The sequence below is a fragment of the Pseudomonas sp. B3(2017) genome (assembly GCF_002113595.1).
GTDB lineage: Bacteria > Pseudomonadota > Gammaproteobacteria > Pseudomonadales > Pseudomonadaceae > Aquipseudomonas > Aquipseudomonas ekonensis.
In genome coordinates, this window is record NZ_NEIU01000030.1 from 26,454 (window position 1) to 45,030 (window position 18,577).

16 protein-coding genes and 4 tRNA genes are annotated in these 18,577 nt (G+C 64.8%); 7 read left to right on the forward strand and 13 right to left on the reverse strand.

Features of this window, described 5'->3' with window-relative positions; translation table 11 throughout:
* Nucleotides 1-7: 7 nt before the first annotated feature.
* The 5 genes from CAG33_RS26960 to CAG33_RS26980 form a co-directional block, all read right to left on the reverse strand.
* The gene (locus CAG33_RS26960; RefSeq protein WP_085577691.1) at nt 8-415 is read right to left on the reverse strand and encodes a sel1 repeat family protein; all 408 of its coding nucleotides are present in this window, start codon (nt 413-415) and stop codon (nt 8-10) included.
* Entirely contained in the window at nt 416-787 is a 372-nt protein-coding gene (locus tag CAG33_RS26965; protein ID WP_003223109.1) for a hypothetical protein, read from the reverse strand.
* Nucleotides 784-1,125, reverse strand: a complete 342-nt coding sequence (locus CAG33_RS26970; RefSeq protein ID WP_085577692.1) for a helix-turn-helix domain-containing protein — start codon at nt 1,123-1,125, stop codon at nt 784-786. Before CAG33_RS26970 ends, CAG33_RS26965 begins: the two co-directional genes overlap by 4 nt.
* A gap of 114 nt (nt 1,126-1,239) precedes the next feature.
* A complete protein-coding gene (locus CAG33_RS26975; protein WP_085577693.1) occupies nt 1,240-1,695 on the reverse strand; it encodes a YkvA family protein in 456 nt (151 codons plus the stop codon).
* Between the two features lie 294 nt (nt 1,696-1,989).
* Nucleotides 1,990-2,706 (reverse strand): FKBP-type peptidyl-prolyl cis-trans isomerase, encoded by a 717-nt coding sequence (locus CAG33_RS26980; RefSeq protein WP_085577694.1) that lies wholly within the window; start codon nt 2,704-2,706, stop codon nt 1,990-1,992.
* A gap of 270 nt (nt 2,707-2,976) precedes the next feature.
* Here CAG33_RS26980 and CAG33_RS26985 point away from each other — a divergent pair, with 270 nt between their 5' ends.
* Together CAG33_RS26985 and CAG33_RS26990 are read left to right on the forward strand one after the other, a co-directional pair.
* The gene (locus CAG33_RS26985; RefSeq protein WP_085631209.1) at nt 2,977-4,785 is read left to right on the forward strand and encodes a di-heme-cytochrome C peroxidase; all 1,809 of its coding nucleotides are present in this window, start codon (nt 2,977-2,979) and stop codon (nt 4,783-4,785) included.
* The gene (locus CAG33_RS26990; protein ID WP_085577696.1) at nt 4,782-5,948 is read left to right on the forward strand and encodes a catalase family protein; all 1,167 of its coding nucleotides are present in this window, start codon (nt 4,782-4,784) and stop codon (nt 5,946-5,948) included. The genes CAG33_RS26985 and CAG33_RS26990 overlap by 4 nt, the downstream gene beginning before the upstream one ends.
* A 128-nt stretch (nt 5,949-6,076) precedes the next feature.
* Here CAG33_RS26990 and CAG33_RS26995 read toward each other — a convergent pair.
* From CAG33_RS26995 to CAG33_RS27010, 4 genes are all read right to left on the reverse strand, one after another.
* Nucleotides 6,077-6,153 (reverse strand) — tRNA-Asp (locus CAG33_RS26995).
* Between the two features lie 19 nt (nt 6,154-6,172).
* Nucleotides 6,173-6,248 (reverse strand) — tRNA-Val (locus CAG33_RS27000).
* Between the two features lie 194 nt (nt 6,249-6,442).
* Nucleotides 6,443-6,519: transfer RNA gene (locus CAG33_RS27005), tRNA-Asp, on the reverse strand.
* Between the two features lie 19 nt (nt 6,520-6,538).
* Nucleotides 6,539-6,614: transfer RNA gene (locus CAG33_RS27010), tRNA-Val, on the reverse strand.
* A gap of 159 nt (nt 6,615-6,773) precedes the next feature.
* On the opposite strand from CAG33_RS27010, the gene rdgC reads away from it, so the two are divergent.
* From rdgC to sugE, 3 genes are all read left to right on the forward strand, one after another.
* Nucleotides 6,774-7,694 carry a recombination-associated protein RdgC gene (rdgC, locus tag CAG33_RS27015; RefSeq protein WP_085641187.1) on the forward strand — a complete coding sequence of 307 codons (921 nt, stop codon included), beginning with the start codon at nt 6,774-6,776 and terminating at the stop codon, nt 7,692-7,694.
* A gap of 147 nt (nt 7,695-7,841) precedes the next feature.
* Nucleotides 7,842-8,804 (forward strand): bile acid:sodium symporter family protein, encoded by a 963-nt coding sequence (locus CAG33_RS27020; RefSeq protein WP_085577698.1) that lies wholly within the window; start codon nt 7,842-7,844, stop codon nt 8,802-8,804.
* Nucleotides 8,805-8,922: 118 nt separating this feature from the next.
* Nucleotides 8,923-9,237, forward strand: coding sequence for a quaternary ammonium compound efflux SMR transporter SugE (sugE, locus tag CAG33_RS27025; protein ID WP_085577699.1), 315 nt, complete (start codon nt 8,923-8,925; stop codon nt 9,235-9,237).
* 38 nt (nt 9,238-9,275) lie between these two features.
* On the opposite strand, the gene CAG33_RS27030 is transcribed toward sugE, so the two are convergent.
* From CAG33_RS27030 to CAG33_RS27045, 4 genes are all read right to left on the reverse strand, one after another.
* Nucleotides 9,276-11,153, reverse strand: a complete 1,878-nt coding sequence (locus CAG33_RS27030; RefSeq protein WP_085577700.1) for an MFS transporter — start codon at nt 11,151-11,153, stop codon at nt 9,276-9,278.
* A 108-nt stretch (nt 11,154-11,261) separates the two neighbouring features.
* Nucleotides 11,262-12,413, reverse strand: a complete 1,152-nt coding sequence (locus CAG33_RS27035) for a TDT family transporter (protein ID WP_085577701.1) — start codon at nt 12,411-12,413, stop codon at nt 11,262-11,264.
* Nucleotides 12,414-12,518: 105 nt separating this feature from the next.
* On the reverse strand, nt 12,519-12,830 hold the full coding sequence (locus CAG33_RS27040) for a cupin domain-containing protein (protein ID WP_085577702.1): 312 nt from the start codon (nt 12,828-12,830) through the stop codon (nt 12,519-12,521).
* 52 nt (nt 12,831-12,882) lie between these two features.
* Nucleotides 12,883-14,070, reverse strand: a complete 1,188-nt coding sequence (locus CAG33_RS27045; RefSeq protein ID WP_085641189.1) for an MFS transporter — start codon at nt 14,068-14,070, stop codon at nt 12,883-12,885.
* 91 nt (nt 14,071-14,161) lie between these two features.
* Between CAG33_RS27045 and CAG33_RS27050 the strand changes: the two genes are divergently transcribed.
* Both CAG33_RS27050 and CAG33_RS27055 read left to right on the forward strand, forming a co-directional pair.
* Entirely contained in the window at nt 14,162-14,704 is a 543-nt protein-coding gene (locus CAG33_RS27050) for a TetR/AcrR family transcriptional regulator (protein ID WP_085577704.1), read from the forward strand.
* Between the two features lie 267 nt (nt 14,705-14,971).
* Nucleotides 14,972-18,442: a hybrid sensor histidine kinase/response regulator gene (locus tag CAG33_RS27055; protein ID WP_085577705.1), complete on the forward strand. Its 3,471-nt coding sequence runs from the start codon at nt 14,972-14,974 to the stop codon at nt 18,440-18,442.
* Nucleotides 18,443-18,577 lie beyond the last annotated feature (135 nt).

Consider the following 18,577-nt stretch of genomic DNA (forward strand, 5'->3'; position numbering starts at 1 on the left):
AGGCCTGTCACTCGGATCGTCCGCGCGCCGCCAGTTCCTTGAGCTTGACCTCCGCCAACGGATGCCCGGCCTTGGCGGCGATCCCCCACCAGCGCTCGGCCTCCGCCGGATCCGGCGCCTTGGACGGCGTGCCGGCCAGGCTGATGGCCCCGACCTGGTAGGCCGCCTTGCCGTCACCGGCCAACGCGGCCAGGCGCAGCAACCGCACGCCCTCTTCACGCGCCCCCAGCCCCACGCCGCGAAATGTCAGGATGTGCCCGTAGAAGCTCTGCGCGCCGACATCGCCCAGGTTCGCCATCCGGGCGAACTGCCCTTCGAGCCAATGCCAGCCTCGGGGCTGGCGGACGAACCATGACCAGTGGAACAACCTGCGCGCCAGCCAGTAACCGGCGTGCGCCTTGAACTTGAGAAACACTCAGGCCTCCGCCGATTCGGGGTATTCGTACTCGAACACCCGCACCACTTCGGAGGCGTGCCAGGAAGCGGCGGCAACGCCGTCGGACGGCCCGGAGAAACGCCCCAGCCGCTCGACGCATTCAAAGAAACCGGTGCGCGGCAGGCGGCTGGCGCCCTGGCTGATCACCAGCGAACTGCGCAACGGTTGTTCGGCCTTGGCGTCCAGGGCGGCGAGATGCTCCAGTGCCGCAGTCAGCGTCTGCATCGCCGGCGTGGGCAGTTGCAGTCGTTCGAGCAAGGCCCGATAGGTCAAAAGGTGGCGCTGCCTGCGCGCCTGATCCAGCTCCCCCAGCAATCCGTCCCAATGTTGACGGCTGATGCGTACGCTCACGATTGTTCCCTCCACCCTGGCACCGTCAGTTCCCAGGCCAGGCTGCGGCGAATCGCGGCGTCGGGCTGACGCTCGCCGTTTTCGATCATGGCCAGGTAAGACGGGCTGATGCCTACCGTGCGGGCGAGCGCCTCGATGGCGATGCCCTTCCCTTCGCGCAAACTGCGTAATTGGTCCAGACCTGGAAGAATCGGGTCCGGGGTGGCCGCGACCGGCGCCGGTGCCGGCCGCGACGGTGTTTCGTTGATGCCTGCTGCTTTCAGTAGAGCCTGATACTGAGCCCATGGCAGAACCGCATACTCGGGCTCGCCTTCGCGTGTAATGATCTGAATATCCATGACTACCCCGTAGGACTACACCACTTAGCGAGTCAGCACTTTTCCCTTGAAGTGTAATCCTAACAGCGGCCAAGGTCGTGGGGGGCATCTATCTGAATGAGCGACCGTCGCCGATCAATTTTTTTTCGGGCCTTGAAGCTGAAGCTGCTCGGGGGTATCGGGCAGGCGCTCGACCACACGAAGCTTCTCCGGAGCCTGTTGGTTGCGCCACCGGCGGAACGCATCGAGTTCGTCACCGAGGGTCTTCATCAGCCAGGCGAGCACGGCGATGTCATCCAGCATGCCGAACACCGGAATGAAGTCAGGGATGGCGTCGACAGGACTGAGGAAGTACATCAGCCCGGCCACCACCGATACGATCGCCTTGGGACTGATCGCCCGGTATTCGCCGCGCCACCACGCCAGGCACAACGCCTGAAGCAGGCGCAGGTCATCCTTGAGCTTGCCCAGCCGGTCGCCTTGGGCGGCACCCTTGCTGGCCACGGCGAACAGCAACGTCGGCAAACGCCCGCGGGCGAGCAGGCGTCCGGCCAGGGGCAGGAATCGGGCGAAGTTCCACGGCGTTTTCATCTGATTTTTCCCGTTGAAATGTTATCCACACAAATTGTGGATAACCTTGTGAACAGAGCTGCATTTCGACGCTGAGAGCCCCGTTTCACAAGGGCTGCGCTCAGATCGGGCGTTTTTTACTCACCTAAAAAACCCCAATATTTCATTGACTTGGCGAGCCAGGACAGTTACTGCCGGTGGCTCAATGTCTGGGACTGCCGGCACCGGCAGGGGTTCGTTCTGTTTACGCTTGCCGCCGTCCAGATGCAACAACGCCCCGCATGAGCGAGGCGTTGTGGGCGAAACCGACGCTGCTTACTTGGCAGCGGCGTCTTCTTTGGCCGGATCCTTGATGGCCAGCAGTTCCAGGTCGAACACCAGCACCGAGTTGGCCGGGATCGCCGGGCTCGGGCTCTGCGCGCCGTAGGCCAGGTCGCTCGGGATGTACAGCTTGTACTTCTCGCCGACGTGCATCAGTTGCAGGCCTTCGACCCAACCCGGGATCACGCCGCTGACCGGCAGATCGATCGGGCTGCCGCGCTCCACGGAGCTGTCGAACACGGTGCCGTTGGTCAGCTTGCCGGTGTAGTGAACGGTCACCACGTCGGTCGGCTTAGGCTGCGGGCCGTCGGCCTTCTTGACCACTTCGTACTGCAGACCGGATGCGGTGGTGACCACGCCGGCCTTCTTGCCGTTCTCTTCGAGGAATTTCTTGCCGGCGGCCGCCGACTCTTCGCTCATCTTGGCCATGCGCTCTTCGGCACGCTTCTGCAGCGCCGCGAAGGCTTCGACCAGTTCTTCGTCTTTCAGCTTCTGTTCTTTCTTGCCGACGGCGTCTTCGATGCCTTGGGCCACCGCTTTGGAGTCCAGGTCATCCATGCCTTCCTGGGCAAGGCTCTTGCCCATGTTCAGGCCGATGCCGTAGGAAGCTTTTTGCGCCGGGGTTTTCAGCTCCACGCTGGTCTGCGAATCGCAACCTGCGAGTACCAGGCTAACCAGGGCAACCGCCGCCGCCAACCGATGCTGTTTCATGCTATTTCCTTGTTCATGCGCCGAATGGGCAATCGAGTAAAGCCGCGAGCTTATCAGGCCGCCACGACCAATGGCTACCGGCATGAGAGCAGGAAACCTGCGATAAGTTCAGGGATTAAAACGCATTTGATCCAGAGCGGGATGAAGCTTCTGTCATCTTGGCCTGACGATCACTGCCGACGCTTCTCACAATGCTTGTCGTAATGGCCACTTGCCCCACCCTGCCCGGCTCAGGCATAACAGCGCAACAATTCGACAAGGATGTACATCTTGCGCCTCTTTTACCGACTGTTGATCCTGATCGCCGTGCTGGCAGCCCTTGCCCTCGCGTTAGTGCTGTACTACGTCGCAAACCCGAAACTGCCCTTCTACCCCCCCGTGCAGCAAGTGCATTACCTGAAACAGTGGACGGAGGAAGAACGCCAGGCCTATTACTTCACGCCCCAAGGCACGCAAGTCAAAGGCCTGCGCTACACGTGGTTCCAGGCGCTGGAACTGCCGTTCTCCCAGCAGCGCTTCGCGTCACCGGAATACCTGGCGCGTTTCGGTTTCCTGGTGGATCCCCAGCAGAAGGCCACGCCGCAGAACCCCGGCAACCTGCCCGTGGGCTTTGCCCGGCACCAGAACCCCGGCAGTTCCGAGCAATACCTCGACATCACCTGCTCCGCCTGCCACACCGGCGAGCTGCGCTTCAACGGCCAGGCCGTGCGCATCGACGGCGGATCCGCCCAACACGTGCTGCCTTCCAGCGTTCCTACATTGCGTGGCGGCAGTTTCGGACAGGCGCTGGTGGCAAGTCTGGCGTCCACCTATTACAACCCGTGGAAATTCGAACGCTTCGCCCGCACCGTGCTGGGCGACGACTACGACAGCCGCCACGGGCAGCTGAGAAAGGATTTCAAGCAATCGCTGGACACCTTCCTCAGCGTCGCCTGGAACGACACCCACCGCGGCCTCTACCCCACCGAAGAAGGCCCGGGCCGTACCGATGCGTTCGGCCGGATCGCCAACGCCACCTTCGGCGATGCCATCACGCCCGACAACTACCGCGTGGCCGACGCCCCCGTCGATTACCCGCAACTGTGGGACATGTGGACGTTCGACTGGGTGCAGTGGAACGGCTCGGCGCAGCAGCCGATGGCACGCAACGTCGGTGAGGCGCTGGGCGTCGGCGCCACGCTGAACTTCTTCGATGCCGACGGCCAGCCGCTGCAAGGCGACGCGCGCTACCCCTCCAGCGTCCGCGTGCGCGACCTGCACACGATCGAACAGACGCTGCAGAAGCTGCAGCCGCCGACCTGGCCCGAAGATCTGCTGGGTGCCGTCGACAAGCCGCTGGCCGCCAAGGGCCGGGCCCTGTTCGCCGAAAACTGCGCAGGCTGCCACGTGCCGCGCCAGACCCAGGAAGGCGGACGCTGGGTGCAGCACCTGCCCATGCTGCCGGTGGAGGTCATCGGCACCGATCCCGGCACCGCCACCAACATCGCCAACCACCGCTTCGATCTGACCGCCCTGCAATGGGATCCGGCGGAACTCGCCAAGATGGACGTCAAACTGCACCCCGATCCCACCGAGCCGCTGGACTTGAGCCGGCTGTCGGTGGCCAAGGGGTTGGCCTACGTGACGGCCTTCGTGGAAAACCGCGCCTATCGCGAGGCCGGCGTCACCCCGGCCGAAAAACCGCAACTCGACGGTTTCGGCCTGCCTATCGGCGTACGCGAGAAAGTCGCCTACAAGGCCCGCCCGCTGGCCGGCGTCTGGGCCACACCGCCGTTCCTGCACAACGGCTCGGTGCCCAGCCTCTTTCAACTGCTGTCGCCGCAGGACGAACGCGCCACCACCTTCTACAAAGGCACGTTCGAGTACGACCCGCGGCATCTGGGCTACCGCACCGAGGCCTTCACCAACGGCTTCCTGTTCGACACCCGAATCACCGGCAACCACAACAGCGGCCACGAATTCCGCGCCGGCGAACGGGGCAACGGCGTGATCGGCCGGCTGCTCCAGCCCGAGGAACGCTGGGCCCTGCTGGAATACCTGAAAGTGCTGGGCGGCCCGCTGGAGGCGCAACTGCCATGATCTTCAAGACCGACAAAAAACCGTCCGCGCTGGCGCGCCTCTGGCTGTGGCTGGGGCGGATCCTGGGCAAGACCCTGCTGCTCTTGCTGGCGCTCGGCCTGATTGGCTGGGCCTTGGCCACCGCCTGGTTCGCCTGGCAGCACCGTGGCCCGGTCTCGGCGCTGGAACAGATTCCGCCGGGTGAAGCGGCCATGACCCAGGACGTCATCCAGACCGCCGTGCGCATCGTCGATCAGCACCGGGAAAGCACCCGGTATCTGCGTGATGCCCACGCCAAGGCCCACGGCTGCGTGAAGGCGCAAGTGCAGGTGTTGCCGGATCTGGCCGAGAACCTGCGCCGCGGCGTGTTCAGTGAGCCGGGCAAGGTCTGGCAGGCGACGGTGCGCCTGTCCAACGGCAACGCCTACCCGCAGTTCGACAGCATCCGCGACGCCCGGGGCATGGCGATCAAGCTGCACGATGTGCCGGGCAAGCAGTTGCTGGACGACCGCCGGGATCTGCATGAACAGGATTTCGTGATGTTCAGCCACCCGAACTTCTTTGTCAGCGATGTCGCCGAATACCGTCAGAACGTGGCGGCGCAGGCGGACGGCAAGCGGGTCATGGCGTTCTTTCCGGGCTGGGATCCGCGTAACTGGCAGGTCCGTCATTTGTTCATTGCCCTGGCGACGCTGTCTGCGCCACCGGAAAGCCCGACGCGCACGACGTACTTTTCGGTGTCGCCGTACCGGTTCGGGGACGCCAACGCCAAGTTCCGGGTAACGCCGGATCCGGACAACTGCCCCGCCTACACCTTGCCCAAGCAGAACCGGGACTTGCCGAACTTCCTGCGCAGCGCGTTGAACCAGCAGTTGTCGACGGATCGCGTGCCCGCCTGCTTCGCGCTGCAGATCCAGCGCCAGGACGCCCGGGCGTTCATGCCCATCGAGGACACCAGCATCGAATGGCGCGAGCAGGATGCACCGTTCGAGACCGTGGCGCGCATTACCCTGCCGCCCCAGGATTTCGACACCCCGGCGCAGAACCTGCAATGCGACAACCTGTCCTTCAACCCGTGGTTCGGCATCGAGGCCCATCGGCCGATCGGCGGGATCAACCGTTTGCGCAAGGCGGTGTATGAGGCGGTGAGCGACTACCGGCACAGCCGCAACGCCAACCAATGAAACGCACTGTGGCGAGTTCCCTCGCCACAGGGGATGTGCAAAAAAGTAAATCGCAGACAGCAAAAAGCCCGCACTAGGCGGGCTTTCCGTGTGGTGACCTGGCGTTCAGTGTTCCAGGCTACCGAATATGGCGCAGCGGACGGGACTCGAACCCGCGACCCCCGGCGTGACAGGCCGGTATTCTAACCGACTGAACTACCGCTGCGCGAAACGCTTGAAACGAATGGTGGGTGATGACGGGATCGAACCGCCGACATTCTGCTTGTAAGGCAGACGCTCTCCCAGCTGAGCTAATCACCCTTGCTTCGTTACGGGGCGCATTATGCCACAAGTTTTCGTAAAGTGTTGATTTAATTGAAGTTTTTTCAAAAAAACCTGAAAACCCGTGAAACGATGCAACCCGAGGAACAACGTACAAACTTGAGACAGAAAAAAACCCGCCTCAGCGGGTTTTCCGTGGTGACCTGGCGTTCAGTGTTCCAGGTTACCGAATATGGCGCAGCGGACGGGACTCGAACCCGCGACCCCCGGCGTGACAGGCCGGTATTCTAACCGACTGAACTACCGCTGCGCTAAACACTTGAAACGAATGGTGGGTGATGACGGGATCGAACCGCCGACATTCTGCTTGTAAGGCAGACGCTCTCCCAGCTGAGCTAATCACCCTTCGCTTCGGTGTGGCGCGCATTCTACGGAGCGACCCAACCTCTGGCAAGCACTTTTTCAATTAATTTTTTCAGGCCTTCCAAAGGCTTAGAGAAGGGTTGGCCTATGGCACGGCGAAGACAATAATGCCCTCCTTTGTATAAAGGAGAGATTCACCCCATGTGGTTCAAGAACCTGCTTATCTATCGCCTGACCCAAGACCTGCCTGTCGATGCCGAGGCGCTGGAAACCGCACTGGCCACCAAACTGGCGCGTCCATGTGCAAGCCAGGAGTTGACCACCTACGGTTTCGTCGCACCGTTCGGCAAGGGCGAGGATGCGCCGCTGGTGCACGTCAGCGGTGATTTCATGCTGGTCGCCGCCCGCAAGGAAGAACGCATCCTGCCGGGCAGCGTCGTGCGCGACGCAGTGAAGGAGAAGGTCGAAGAGATCGAAGCGGCGCAGATGCGCAAGGTCTATAAGAAGGAACGCGACCAGATCAAGGACGAGATCATCCAGGCGTTCCTGCCGCGCGCCTTCATCCGCCGCTCGTCGACCTTCGCCGCCATCGCGCCGAAGCAAGGCCTGATCCTGGTCAACTCCGCCAGCCCGAAACGCGCCGAAGACCTGCTGTCCACCCTGCGTGAAGTGCTGGGCACCCTGCCGGTCCGCCCGCTGACCGTGAAAACCGCACCGACCGCCGTGATGACCCAATGGGTCACCACCCAAGAGGCCGCCCCGGACTTCTTCGTCCTCGACGAATGCGAACTGCGCGACACCCACGAAGACGGCGGCATCGTGCGCTGCAAGCGTCAGGACCTGACCAGCGAAGAGATCCAGCTGCACCTGAGCACCGGCAAGATGGTCACCCAACTGTCGCTGGCCTGGCAGGACAAGCTGTCGTTCATGCTCGACGACAAGATGACCGTCAAGCGCCTGAAGTTCGAAGACCTGCTGCAGGATCAGGCGGAACAGGACGGCGGCGACGAGGCCCTGGGCCAACTGGACGCCAGCTTCACCCTGATGATGCTGACCTTCGGCGACTTCCTGCCGGCGCTGGTCGAGGCGTTGGGCGGTGAAGAGACGCCGCAGGGCATCTGAGGCCGGACGATGTACAACCTGTAGGAGCGAGCCTGCTCGCGATCGGCGATCGACATTCAACGAAAGGGTTGACTGAACGTCCGCCATCGCGAGCAGGCTCGCTCCTGCAGTCGTTTTGTGGTGCACATAAACAATAAGGATCAGGCCATGCGCGCACTGGCAGCACTGAGTCGTTTCGTCGGCAACACCTTCGCCTACTGGGTACTGGCTTTCGCGGTGCTCGCCTTCCTGCAGCCGGCCTGGTTCCTGGGCCTCAAGGGCGCGATCGTGCCGCTGCTGGGCCTGGTGATGTTCGGCATGGGCCTGACCCTCAAGCTCGACGACTTCGCCGCCGTCGCCCGTCATCCGTGGCGGGTGGCGCTGGGCGTGGTGGCGCATTTCGTGATCATGCCGGGCATGGCGTGGCTGCTCTGCCAGGTGTTCCGCCTGCCGCCGGAGATCGCCGTCGGCGTGATCCTGGTGGGCTGCTGCCCGAGCGGCACGGCCTCCAACGTGATGACCTGGCTGGCCCGCGGCGACCTGGCGCTGTCGGTGGCCATCGCCGCCGTGACCACCCTCCTCGCCCCGCTGCTGACCCCGGCCCTGATCTGGCTGCTGGCGTCGGCCTGGCTGCCGGTGTCGTTCATGGAGCTGTTCTGGTCGATCCTGCAGGTGGTGCTGCTGCCGATTGTGCTGGGCGTGGTTGCCCAACGCCTGCTGGGCAACAAGGTCCGTCATGCGGTGGAGGTGCTGCCGCTGGTGTCGGTGGTGAGCATCGTGGTCATCGTGGCCGCGGTGGTGGCCGCCAGCCAGGCGAAGATCGCCGAATCCGGCCTGCTGATTATGGCGGTGGTGATGCTGCACAACAGCTTCGGTTACCTGCTGGGCTACTTCACCGGGCGCCTGTTCAACCTGCCGCTGGCCCAGCGCAAATCGCTGGCGCTGGAGGTCGGCATGCAGAACTCCGGCCTCGGCGCCGCCCTGGCCAGCGCGCACTTCTCGCCGCTGGCGGCGGTGCCGAGCGCGTTGTTCAGCGTGTGGCACAACATTTCCGGGGCGCTGCTGGCCACCTGGTTCCGGCGGATGGACGAGAAGGACGGGCGCGAGACACTCGTTCAGCAGCCCGACTGAGCGCGAACTTGATCCCCCGGTCGATGCTGGGCACTATAGCGCCCAACGCGGGGACGACCCTGCGGCTCGCACGAGTCATCATTCTGGGGACGACCCCGTCAATCGATGGAGGTCCCGCATGTCCTGGATCATTCTGTTTTTCGCCGGCCTGTTCGAGGTCGGCTGGGCCGTCGGCCTGAAGTACACCGACGGCTTCAGCCGCCCGCTCCCCACCGCCCTCACCGTCGCCGCCATGGCCATCAGCCTGGGCCTGCTCGGCCTTGCGATGAAGGAACTGCCGCTGGGCACGGCCTATGCGATCTGGACCGGGGTCGGCGCCGTGGGCACGGTGATCGCGGGCATCATCCTGTTCGGCGAGTCGATGGCCTTGGTGCGCCTGATCAGCGTTGCGCTGATCGTGGCCGGGCTGATCGGGCTCAAGGCCAGCGCTTAAAGCACTGGCCCCTTCCCGGCGCATGACGGGCGCGGGCGTTACTTCCTGACCGTCCCGCGCAACTCCCCGACCAACGCCTGCAACTGCGCCGGCTGCGCCGCCTCCACGGCCACCGGCGCCCCCGCCACCAGCGTCACCCGCGACCACAAACGGTGGAAGAACCCTTTGTCCGGATCCCGGCTGAAGAAACTCCCCCACAGCCCCTGCAACGCCATCGGGATCACCGGCACCGGCGTCTCTTCGAGAATCCGCGTCAGCCCGCCCTTGAACTCGTTGATCTCGCCGTCCGCCGTCAGCTTGCCTTCCGGGAAGATGCACACCAGCTCACCGTCCTTCAGATACCGGGCGATGCGGGTGAAGGCCTTTTCGTAGATCTGGATGTCTTCCTGGCGGCCGGCGATGGGAATCGCCCCCGCCGTGCGGAAGATGAAGTTCAGCACCGGCAGGTTGTAGATCTTGTAGTACATGACGAAGCGAATCGGCCGACGCACCGCGCCTCCGATCAGCAAGGCATCGACGAACGACACGTGGTTGCACACCAGCAGCGCCGCGCCTTCATCGGGGATCGCTTCAAGGTTGCGGTGCTCGACGCGGTACATGGAGTGGCTGAGCAGCCAGATCATGAAACGCATGCTGAACTCGGGCACGATCTTGAAGATGTAGGCGTTGACGCCGATGTTCAGCAGCGACACCGCCAGAAACAGCTGCGGGATCGACAGTTTCACCAGGCTCAGCAGGACGATGGACACGATGGCCGAAATCACCATGAACAGCGCATTGAGGATGTTGTTGGCGGCGATCACTCGCGCCCGCTCGTTCTCGGCGGTGCGCGACTGGATCAGTGCGTACAGCGGCACGATGTAGAAACCGCCGAAGATGCCGAGGCCGAGGATGTCGATCAGCACGGCCCAGGCGTGGCCGAAGCCGAGCACTTGGGTCCAGCTGTGCCCGCTCGCGCTGTCCGGGATCCCGCCGGAGTGCCACCACAGCAGCAGGCCGAACACGGTCAGCCCGAACGAGCCGAACGGCACCAGGCCGATCTCGACCTTGCGCCCGGAAAGCCGCTCGCACAGCATCGAACCGACGGCGATGCCGACCGAGAACACCGTGAGGATCAGGGTCACCACGGTTTCGTCGCCGTGCATCCACTCCTTGGCGTAGGCCGGGATCTGCGTCAGGTAGATCGCCCCGACGAACCAGAACCACGAGTTGCCGACGATGGAGCGCGACACCGCCGGCGTCTGGCCCAGCCCCAGCTTGAGGGTGGCCCAGGACTGGCTGAAGATGTTCCAGTTCAGGCGCAGCTGCGGGTCGGCGGCCGCCGCCCTGGGGATGCTGCGGCTGGCCAGATAGCCCAGCACGGCGATGCCGACGATCGCGGCCGACACCACCGGCGCATAGTGCGCCGACGACATCATGATCCCGGCGCCGATGGTGCCGGCCAGGATCGCCAGGAACGTGCCCATCTCCACCAGGCCGTTGCCGCCCACCAGCTCGTCCTCGTGCAGGGCCTGGGGCAGGATCGAGTACTTCACCGGCCCGAACAGCGCCGAGTGGGTGCCCATGGCAAACAGCGCCACCAGCATCAGCGACAGGTGATCGAACAGGAAGCCGACCGATCCCACAGCCATGATGGCGATTTCCGCGAGTTTGATCAGACGGATCAGCGAATCCTTGGCGAACTTCTCCCCGAACTGCCCGGCCAGCGCCGAAAACAGGAAAAACGGCAGGATGAACAGCAGCGCGCACAGGTTGACCCAGATCGAGCGGTCGCCTTCGATGGTCAGCCGGTAGAGGATCGCCAGGATCAGCGATTGCTTGAACACATTGTCGTTGAAGGCCCCCAACGACTGGGTGATGAAGAACGGCAGGAAGCGCCGGGTTCGCAGCAGGTTGAACTGTGAGGGGTGACTCATCTTCCGTGTGACCTGTTTTTTTGTAGGGAGTAGGTAGAGAACGGCCTGGATACGGTTATTGGAGTCTCGAACCGCGATCCAGGCCACACCTTACCTAAACTTTGCCGGTCATTTCTTCAAACCTGCAATGCAGGGCGACACGAACAGCTCGCCGCGCCAGGCGCCCTGCAGGGTGCGTTTGCCGACGATCAGCCACATCACCGCCAGCAGCGCCACCAGCAGGCAGCCCGCCACGCTGAAAAAGCCCAGGTGCAGCGTGCCGGCCAGTTTCAGGGTCGCCAGCGAGTACACCCCCAGCGGGAAGGTGAAGCCCCACCAGCCGAGGTTGAACGGGATGCCGTCGCGCAGGTAACGCACGGTGATCAGCAGCGCCATCAGCATCCACCACAGGCCGAAGCCCCATAGGGTGATGCCGGCCACCAAGCCCAGCCCCGAGGCGACCTCGCCGACGCCCGGCAGGCCGTTGGCGGCGAAGATCGCCGGCGCATCGCCGCCCAACAGCAGCATGCCCAAGGCGCCGGTGCCGATCGGACCGAGGGCGAGCCAGCTCGACGCCGCCATGCTTTCGTGGGGCAGTTTGTGCAAAGCCATGCGCAGCAGCAGGATGGTGAGGATGCTGAACGCCACCGGCAGGGAAAACGCCCACAGCACGTAGCTCGTCGCCAGCACCACCAGTTGCGCGTGGGCGTCGGCCAGATGCGGCGCGAGCAGGCCGCCGCTGGCCGCCGCCACTTCCGCCGCCACCACCGGCAGCAGCCAGACGGCGGTCATCTGATCGATACTGTGTTCCTGGCGGGTGAACATCATGTACGGGATCAGCACACCGCAGGCCAGCGACATCGCCACGTCCAGCCACCACAGCGCCTCGGCCAGGTGGATCACCCCCTCGCCCCAGCGCGGCAGGCCGAACGCCAGGAAACCGTTGATGATCGTCGCCAGCCCCATGGGAATCGTGCCGAAGAACATCGAAACCGTGGAGTGCCCGAAGATCCGCCGTGCCTCGTCGAAGAACAGCACCCAGCGCGCGGCGTAGGCAACGGTAAACAAGGTGAACAACAGGATGTTGAACAGCCACAGCCCTTCGGCCACGGCGTGCAGGCCGGGAACGGACACCGGCAACTGCGCCAACGCCAGGGCGAGCACGCCGGTGCCCATGGTGGCGGCGAACCAGTTCGGAGTGAACTGGCGGATCGCCTCACGCGGGTGCTGCAGGTGGCTGAAGGGTTTGATGCCGGGTTTGGCGGTATTGGGGCAAGTCATCATGAACTCCTGTCCTCTGGTGAGGTTGGAGCCATGATAGATCCGGATCGAATATCTATATAACGGGTAATTTCTCTATCTGTTATCTGTTCTACAGATAAGCGATCAAACGCTGCCTTCCGTTTCGATCACCAGAATCCGCGCTTCGCCCTGAGGATGGGCGACATGCTCGGTGCCGACCGAGGCGTAGAAAATGTCGCCCGCCTCCAGCAGCACCTGCTGCTCCTGGCCCTGTTCACGGTAGCGCATCTGCACGCGGCCATCGAGCACCACGAACACTTCCTCGCCATCGTTGACGTGCCATTTGTAGGGCTGATCCGTCCAGTGCAGGCGCGTGGTGATGCCGTTCATGCTGGCGATGTCCAGGGCGCCCCAGGCGCGTTCGGCGGTGAACGCCTTGCTGCGGATGATCTTCATGGGTCGTTCCGTGAGAGAAGTGGCCGGCCAAGGCTAACCGAATCCGCCGCGCTTATGGAGCGCCGCACGCCTTCACCGCCTGGGGACGGAAGCTGACCAGCAGCGCGCCCACCGCCAGCACGATCAGCACAGCGCCGTAACCGTCGGTGGTGGCCAGCAGGCCCAGGCTGCGGGTGAAGTGCCCCGCCAACAGCGCCGGCAGGCAGAACGCCAAATAGCTGAGCACATAAAAGGACGACATCAGCCCGGCCCGCTCGTGGGGCAACGCCAGCGGCACCAGGCTGCGCACTGCGCCGAGGAAACCTGCGCCGAATCCGCAGCCGGCCACCAACGTACCGAAGAAGAACAGCGACAGGCTGGCGCTGTGCACCCCCAGCAGCATCAGCACCACACCGCTCGGCAACAGGCTGGCGCCCAGCTGCAGCGCCCGGCCTGCGGGCCGGTTGCGCAGGGTGAAGATCATCAGGGCGCCGGTCACGGTCAACGCGGCCACGGTTGCCCCGCCGATCAGGTTGGAGGTGGAACCGGTCGCCGTGCGCACCAGCGACGGGGCCAAGGAAGCGTAGAAGCCGCCCAGCGCCCAGGTGGCGGTGTTCAGCGGCAGCACCCGCCACAAGGTCGACCGGGCCTGGACCGGCACATGCAGGGTCGGCCGCAACGAAGCCCAGGCCCCGGCCTGCGGGGTGACGCTCTCAGGCAGGCGCCAGACGTACGCGGCCTGCGACACAAACAGCGCCAGCAGCAGCCAGTAGGTCAGCTGCAACGGCGCCGGGGCGAACTCCACCAGCACGCCGCAGCCCATGGCGCCTGCCGCCATGCCCAGCAACGGCGCCACGCTGTTGATCAGCGGCCCCTGCACGCGGTCGGTGTCCAGCAACGTGGCGCTCAACACCGCCGTGGCCATGCCCGTGGCGAAGCCTTGCAAGACCCGCGCACCGATCAGCCAGGCCACGCTGTCGGCATAGATGAACGCCAGCATCGCCAGGGCGTTGAGCACGGCGGCGGCGAAGATCACCGGCTTGCGTCCCAAGTGGTCCGACAGCGAGCCGACGGTCAGCAGCGCCGCCAGCAGGCTCAAGGCGTACACGCCGAAGATCAGGGTCAGCACCGCCGCCGAGAAGTGCAGGTGATCCTGGTACAGGTGGTACAGCGGCGTCGGCGCCGTGGAAGCGGCGAGAAAACTGAGCAGGGTGATCGCCAGAAACCACAGGCTGGAACGGTTCGAAACAGGGCTGGTCATGGGCACGCTCCTTAAAAGCTAATTTTTTGCTTTTGCGGAGTGTGCGCCCGGTTTTCGCTTAAAGCAAATTCTTTGTGTTAAGGTCGCCGCCATGCCTATCAAAGAAAGCAGCCGCCCCGGCGGCCGAAGCGCCCGGGTGCAGGAATCGATCCACTGCGCCGTGCGCGCGCTCCTCCAGGAACAGGAGCGCTCCACCGTGACCGTCCCGCAGATCGCTGCGCGGGCCGGGGTCACGCCCTCCACCATCTACCGGCGCTGGGGCGACCTGGCGGCCCTGCTGGCCGACGTCGCCCTCGCCCGCCTGCGCCCCGAAAGCGATCCGCTGGACACCGGCAGCCTGCGCGGCGACCTCCGCGCGTGGGCCGAGCAGTATCTGGACGAGATGAGCTCCGAGCCGGGGCGCAACGTCATGCGCGACGTGCAGGCCAGCGCCACGCCGGGGTTCTGCATCGCAATCATCGCCGACCAGTTGCAGACCATCGTCGACCGCTATCCGGACGACTCGCCGCCCTCGGTGGATCACCTGATCAACCTGGTGGTGTCGCCGACGGTGTTCCGCATCCTGTTCGCGGCCCAGCCGCTGGAAGTGGAAGCACTGCACCGGCTGATCGACATCGCGCTGCGCCAGGACTGACACCGCAGAATCTGTGGGAGCCAGCCTGCCGGCGATGACGGCCTGCCTGAGACATCGATGCCGGATGGGCCGCCGCCATCGCGAGCAGGCTCGCTCCCACATTGAAATGCGGCGCGCACGTGTCGATGCGCTCACCGCAGAACCGCCCGGTTCCCCGCCTGCGACACCCCGCCGCGCCACGACCTTGGTCGACACTGACTAACCGCGGCACTCGTGCCAGACTGTCTGACCGGGCACAGGTCCGGGCGTGTTCTGTCGGGAGTGCTCATGTCGTTGTCCACCGGGCTGATTGCCATCGTCGCCCTGGCCTATATGGCCATCATGTTCGCCATCGCGTTCTACGGCGACCGCCGCAGCGCGCCGCTGCCGCCGCGGATGCGGGCCTGGGTGTACAGCCTGTCGCTGGCGGTCTATTGCACCAGCTGGACGTTCTTCGGCGCGGTCGGCCAGGCCGCCGAACAGCTGTGGTCGTTCCTGCCGATCTACCTGGGGCCGATCCTGCTGTTGCTGGGCGCCCCGTGGGTGCTGCAAAAAATGGTGATGATCAGCAAACAGGAGAACATCACCTCCATCGCCGACTTCATCGCCGCCCGCTACGGCAAATCCCAATCTCTGGCGGTGGTCGTGGCGCTGATCTGTCTGGTCGGCGTCCTCCCCTACATCGCCCTGCAACTCAAAGGCATCGTGCTGGGCGTCAACCTGCTGATCGGCGCCGGTGCCGACGCCATGGGCACCCGCGCCCAGGACACCGCGCTGATCGTGTCGCTGGTGCTGGCGCTGTTCACCATCGTGTTCGGCACGCGCAACCTCGACGCCACCGAGCACCACCGCGGCATGGTGCTGGCGATCGCGTTCGAGTCGCTGGTCAAGCTGTTCGCGTTCCTGGCGGTGGGCGCGTTCGTCACGTTCGGCCTGTACGACGGCTTCGACGACCTGTTCAACCAGGCCATGCTCGCCCCGCGCCTGGAGGAATACTGGAAGGAAACCATCAACTGGCCGTCGATGGTGGTGCAGACCGGCGTGGCGATGATGGCGATCATCTGCCTGCCCCGGCAGTTCCACGTCACGGTGGTGGAGAACATCGACCCGCAGGACCTGCGCCTGGCCAAATGGGTGTTTCCCGCCTACCTCGCCCTGGCGGCGCTGTTTGTGGTGCCGATCGCCCTGGCCGGTCAGATGATGCTGCCGAACTCGGTCATTCCCGACTCGTTCGTCATCAGCCTGCCGCTGGCCGAGGCGCACCCGGCGCTGGCGCTGCTGGCGTTCATCGGCGGCGCGTCGGCGGCCACCGGCATGGTGATCGTCGCCAGCGTCGCGCTGTCGACCATGGTCTCCAACGACATGCTGCTGCCCTGGCTGCTGCGCCGCAACAACGCCGAGCGGCCGTTCGAAGTGTTCCGCCAATGGATGCTGTCGGTGCGGCGGGTCAGCATCGTGGCGATCCTGCTGCTGGCCTACGTCAGCTACCGCTTGCTCGGCTCCACCGCGAGCCTGGCCACCATCGGCCAGATCGCCTTCGCCGCCGTCACCCAACTGGCCCCGGCCATGCTCGGCGCGCTGTACTGGAAGCAGGCCAACCGCCGCGGCGTGTTCGCCGGCCTCGCCGCCGGCACATTCCTGTGGTTCTACACCTTGATCCTGCCCATCGCCGCCCGCAGCCTGGGCTGGTCGCTGGACAGCTTTCCGGGCCTTGCATGGCTGGCCAGCAACCCGCTGAACCTGCCGATCACCCCGCTCACCCAAGGCGTGGTGCTGTCGCTGGCGGGCAACTTCACCCTGTTCGCCTGGGTCTCGGTGCTGTCCCGCACGCGGGTGTCGGAACACTGGCAGGCCGGACGCTTCATCGGCCAGGAAATCAGCGCACGGCAGAGCGCCCGCTCGATGCTGGCGGTGCAGATCGACGACCTCTTGAAACTGGCGGCGCGGTTCGTCGGCGAAGAGCGGGCGCGGCAGAGCTTCATCCGTTTCGCCTATCGCCAGGGCAAGGGCTTCAACCCGAACCAGAACGCCGACGGCGAATGGATCGCCCACACCGAGCGCCTACTGGCCGGTGTGCTGGGCGCCTCATCGACCCGGGCAGTGGTGAAGGCGGCCATCGAAGGCCGGGAGATGCAGCTGGAGGACGTCGTGCGTATCGCCGACGAAGCCTCTGAAGTCCTGCAGTTCAACCGTGCGCTGCTGCAAGGCGCCATCGAGAACATCACCCAGGGCATCAGCGTGGTCGACCAGTCCCTGAAACTGGTGGCCTGGAACCGTCGCTACCTTGAACTGTTCAACTACCCGGACGGGCTGATCAGCGTCGGCCGGCCGATCGCCGACATCATCCGCTACAACGCCGAGCGCGGCCTGTGCGGCCCAGGCGAGGCGGAAGTCCACGTCGCCCGGCGCCTGCACTGGATGCGCCAGGGCCGCGCCCACACCTCCGAGCGCCTGTTCCCCAACGGCCGGGTGATCGAACTGATCGGCAACCCGATGCCCGGCGGCGGGTTCGTGATGAGTTTCACCGACATCACCGCGTTCCGCGAAGCCGAACAGTCCCTGACCAAATCCAACGAATGGCTGGAGCAGCGGGTCAGCGAGCGCACCCAGGAGCTGTCGCAGCTCAACGTGGCGCTGACCGAAGCCAAGGGCACCGCCGAGGCGGCCAACCAGTCGAAAACCCGTTTCCTGGCCGCCGTCAGCCACGACCTGATGCAGCCGCTGAACGCCGCACGGCTGTTCTCCGCCGCCCTCTCCCACCAGGACGACGGCCTGAGCCCGGAGGCGCAGAAACTGGTGCAGCACCTGGACAGCTCCTTGCGCTCGGCCGAAGACCTGATCAGCGACCTGCTGGACATTTCCCGCCTGGAGAACGGCAAGATCAATCCGGACCGCAAGCCGTTTGCGGTCAACGAACTGTTCGACACCCTCGGCGCCGAGTTCAAGGCGCTGGCCCAGGAACAAGGCCTGAATTTCCGCGTGCGCGGCAGCCGCCTGCGCATCGACAGCGACAGCAAGCTGCTGCGGCGGATCCTGCAGAACTTCCTCACCAACGCTTTCCGCTACGCCAAGGGCCCGGTGCTGCTGGGCGTGCGCCGCCAGGCGGACGAAGTATGCCTGGAGGTGTGGGACCGCGGGCCGGGCATTCCGCTGGACAAGCAGCAAGTGATCTTCGAGGAATTCAAGCGCCTCGACAGCCACCAGACCCGCGCCGAAAAGGGCCTGGGCCTGGGCCTGGCGATCGCCGACGGCCTGTGCCGGGTGCTCGGCCACACGCTGCGCGTGCGCTCCTGGCCTGGACGCGGCAGCGTGTTCAGCGTCAGCGTGCCGCTGGCCCGCACGCAAGCGGCGCAACCGGGCGTCGTGCCCGAGCTCAACGGCAAGCCGCTCGGCGGCGCGCAGGTGCTGTGCATCGACAACGAGGACAGCATCCTGATCGGCATGAACAGCCTGCTGACCCGCTGGGGCTGCCAGGTGTGGACGGCGCGCAACCGCGATGAGTGCGCAGCGCTGCTGCGCGAGGGCATCCGCCCGCAATTGGCGTTGGTGGATTACCACTTGGATCACGGCGACACCGGCACCGACCTGATGGCGTGGCTGCGCACGAACCTGGGCGAACCGGTGCCCGGCGTGGTGATCAGCGCCGACGGCCATCCGGAGACGGTGGCGCAGGTGCATGCGGCGGGACTGGATTACCTGGCCAAACCGGTGAAGCCGGCGGCGCTGCGGGCGTTGTTGAGTCGGTACCTGCCGCTGTAGCGGTCAGCCGGGTTAGGTGGCGGCAGTACGGACGCCATCGCCAGCAGGCTGGCTTGTATGCTGGTACTTGAAGGGAGGAGGAGGGACTAGGCTGGATTCTGACTGTTGACGCAGTACAGACCCGTGGGAGATTTC

Excerpts from the sequence above, each read along its gene's own strand:
- sugE (WP_085577699.1), top strand. The coding sequence starts at position 8,923 with ATGTCCTGGATCATTCTGTTTTTCGCCGGCCTGTTCGAGGTCGGCTGG.
- rdgC (WP_085641187.1), top strand. The coding sequence starts at position 6,774 with ATGTGGTTCAAGAACCTGCTTATCTATCGCCTGACCCAAGACCTGCCT.
- CAG33_RS27050 (WP_085577704.1), top strand. The coding sequence starts at position 14,162 with ATGCCTATCAAAGAAAGCAGCCGCCCCGGCGGCCGAAGCGCCCGGGTG.
- CAG33_RS27055 (WP_085577705.1), top strand. The coding sequence starts at position 14,972 with ATGTCGTTGTCCACCGGGCTGATTGCCATCGTCGCCCTGGCCTATATG.
- CAG33_RS26990 (WP_085577696.1), top strand. The coding sequence starts at position 4,782 with ATGATCTTCAAGACCGACAAAAAACCGTCCGCGCTGGCGCGCCTCTGG.
- CAG33_RS26975 (WP_085577693.1), bottom strand. The coding sequence starts at position 1,695 with ATGAAAACGCCGTGGAACTTCGCCCGATTCCTGCCCCTGGCCGGACGC.
- CAG33_RS27020 (WP_085577698.1), top strand. The coding sequence starts at position 7,842 with ATGCGCGCACTGGCAGCACTGAGTCGTTTCGTCGGCAACACCTTCGCC.
- CAG33_RS27045 (WP_085641189.1), bottom strand. The coding sequence starts at position 14,070 with ATGACCAGCCCTGTTTCGAACCGTTCCAGCCTGTGGTTTCTGGCGATC.
- CAG33_RS26970 (WP_085577692.1), bottom strand. The coding sequence starts at position 1,125 with ATGGATATTCAGATCATTACACGCGAAGGCGAGCCCGAGTATGCGGTT.
- CAG33_RS27035 (WP_085577701.1), bottom strand. The coding sequence starts at position 12,413 with ATGACTTGCCCCAATACCGCCAAACCCGGCATCAAACCCTTCAGCCAC.
- CAG33_RS26980 (WP_085577694.1), bottom strand. The coding sequence starts at position 2,706 with ATGAAACAGCATCGGTTGGCGGCGGCGGTTGCCCTGGTTAGCCTGGTA.
- CAG33_RS27030 (WP_085577700.1), bottom strand. The coding sequence starts at position 11,153 with ATGAGTCACCCCTCACAGTTCAACCTGCTGCGAACCCGGCGCTTCCTG.
- CAG33_RS27040 (WP_085577702.1), bottom strand. The coding sequence starts at position 12,830 with ATGAAGATCATCCGCAGCAAGGCGTTCACCGCCGAACGCGCCTGGGGC.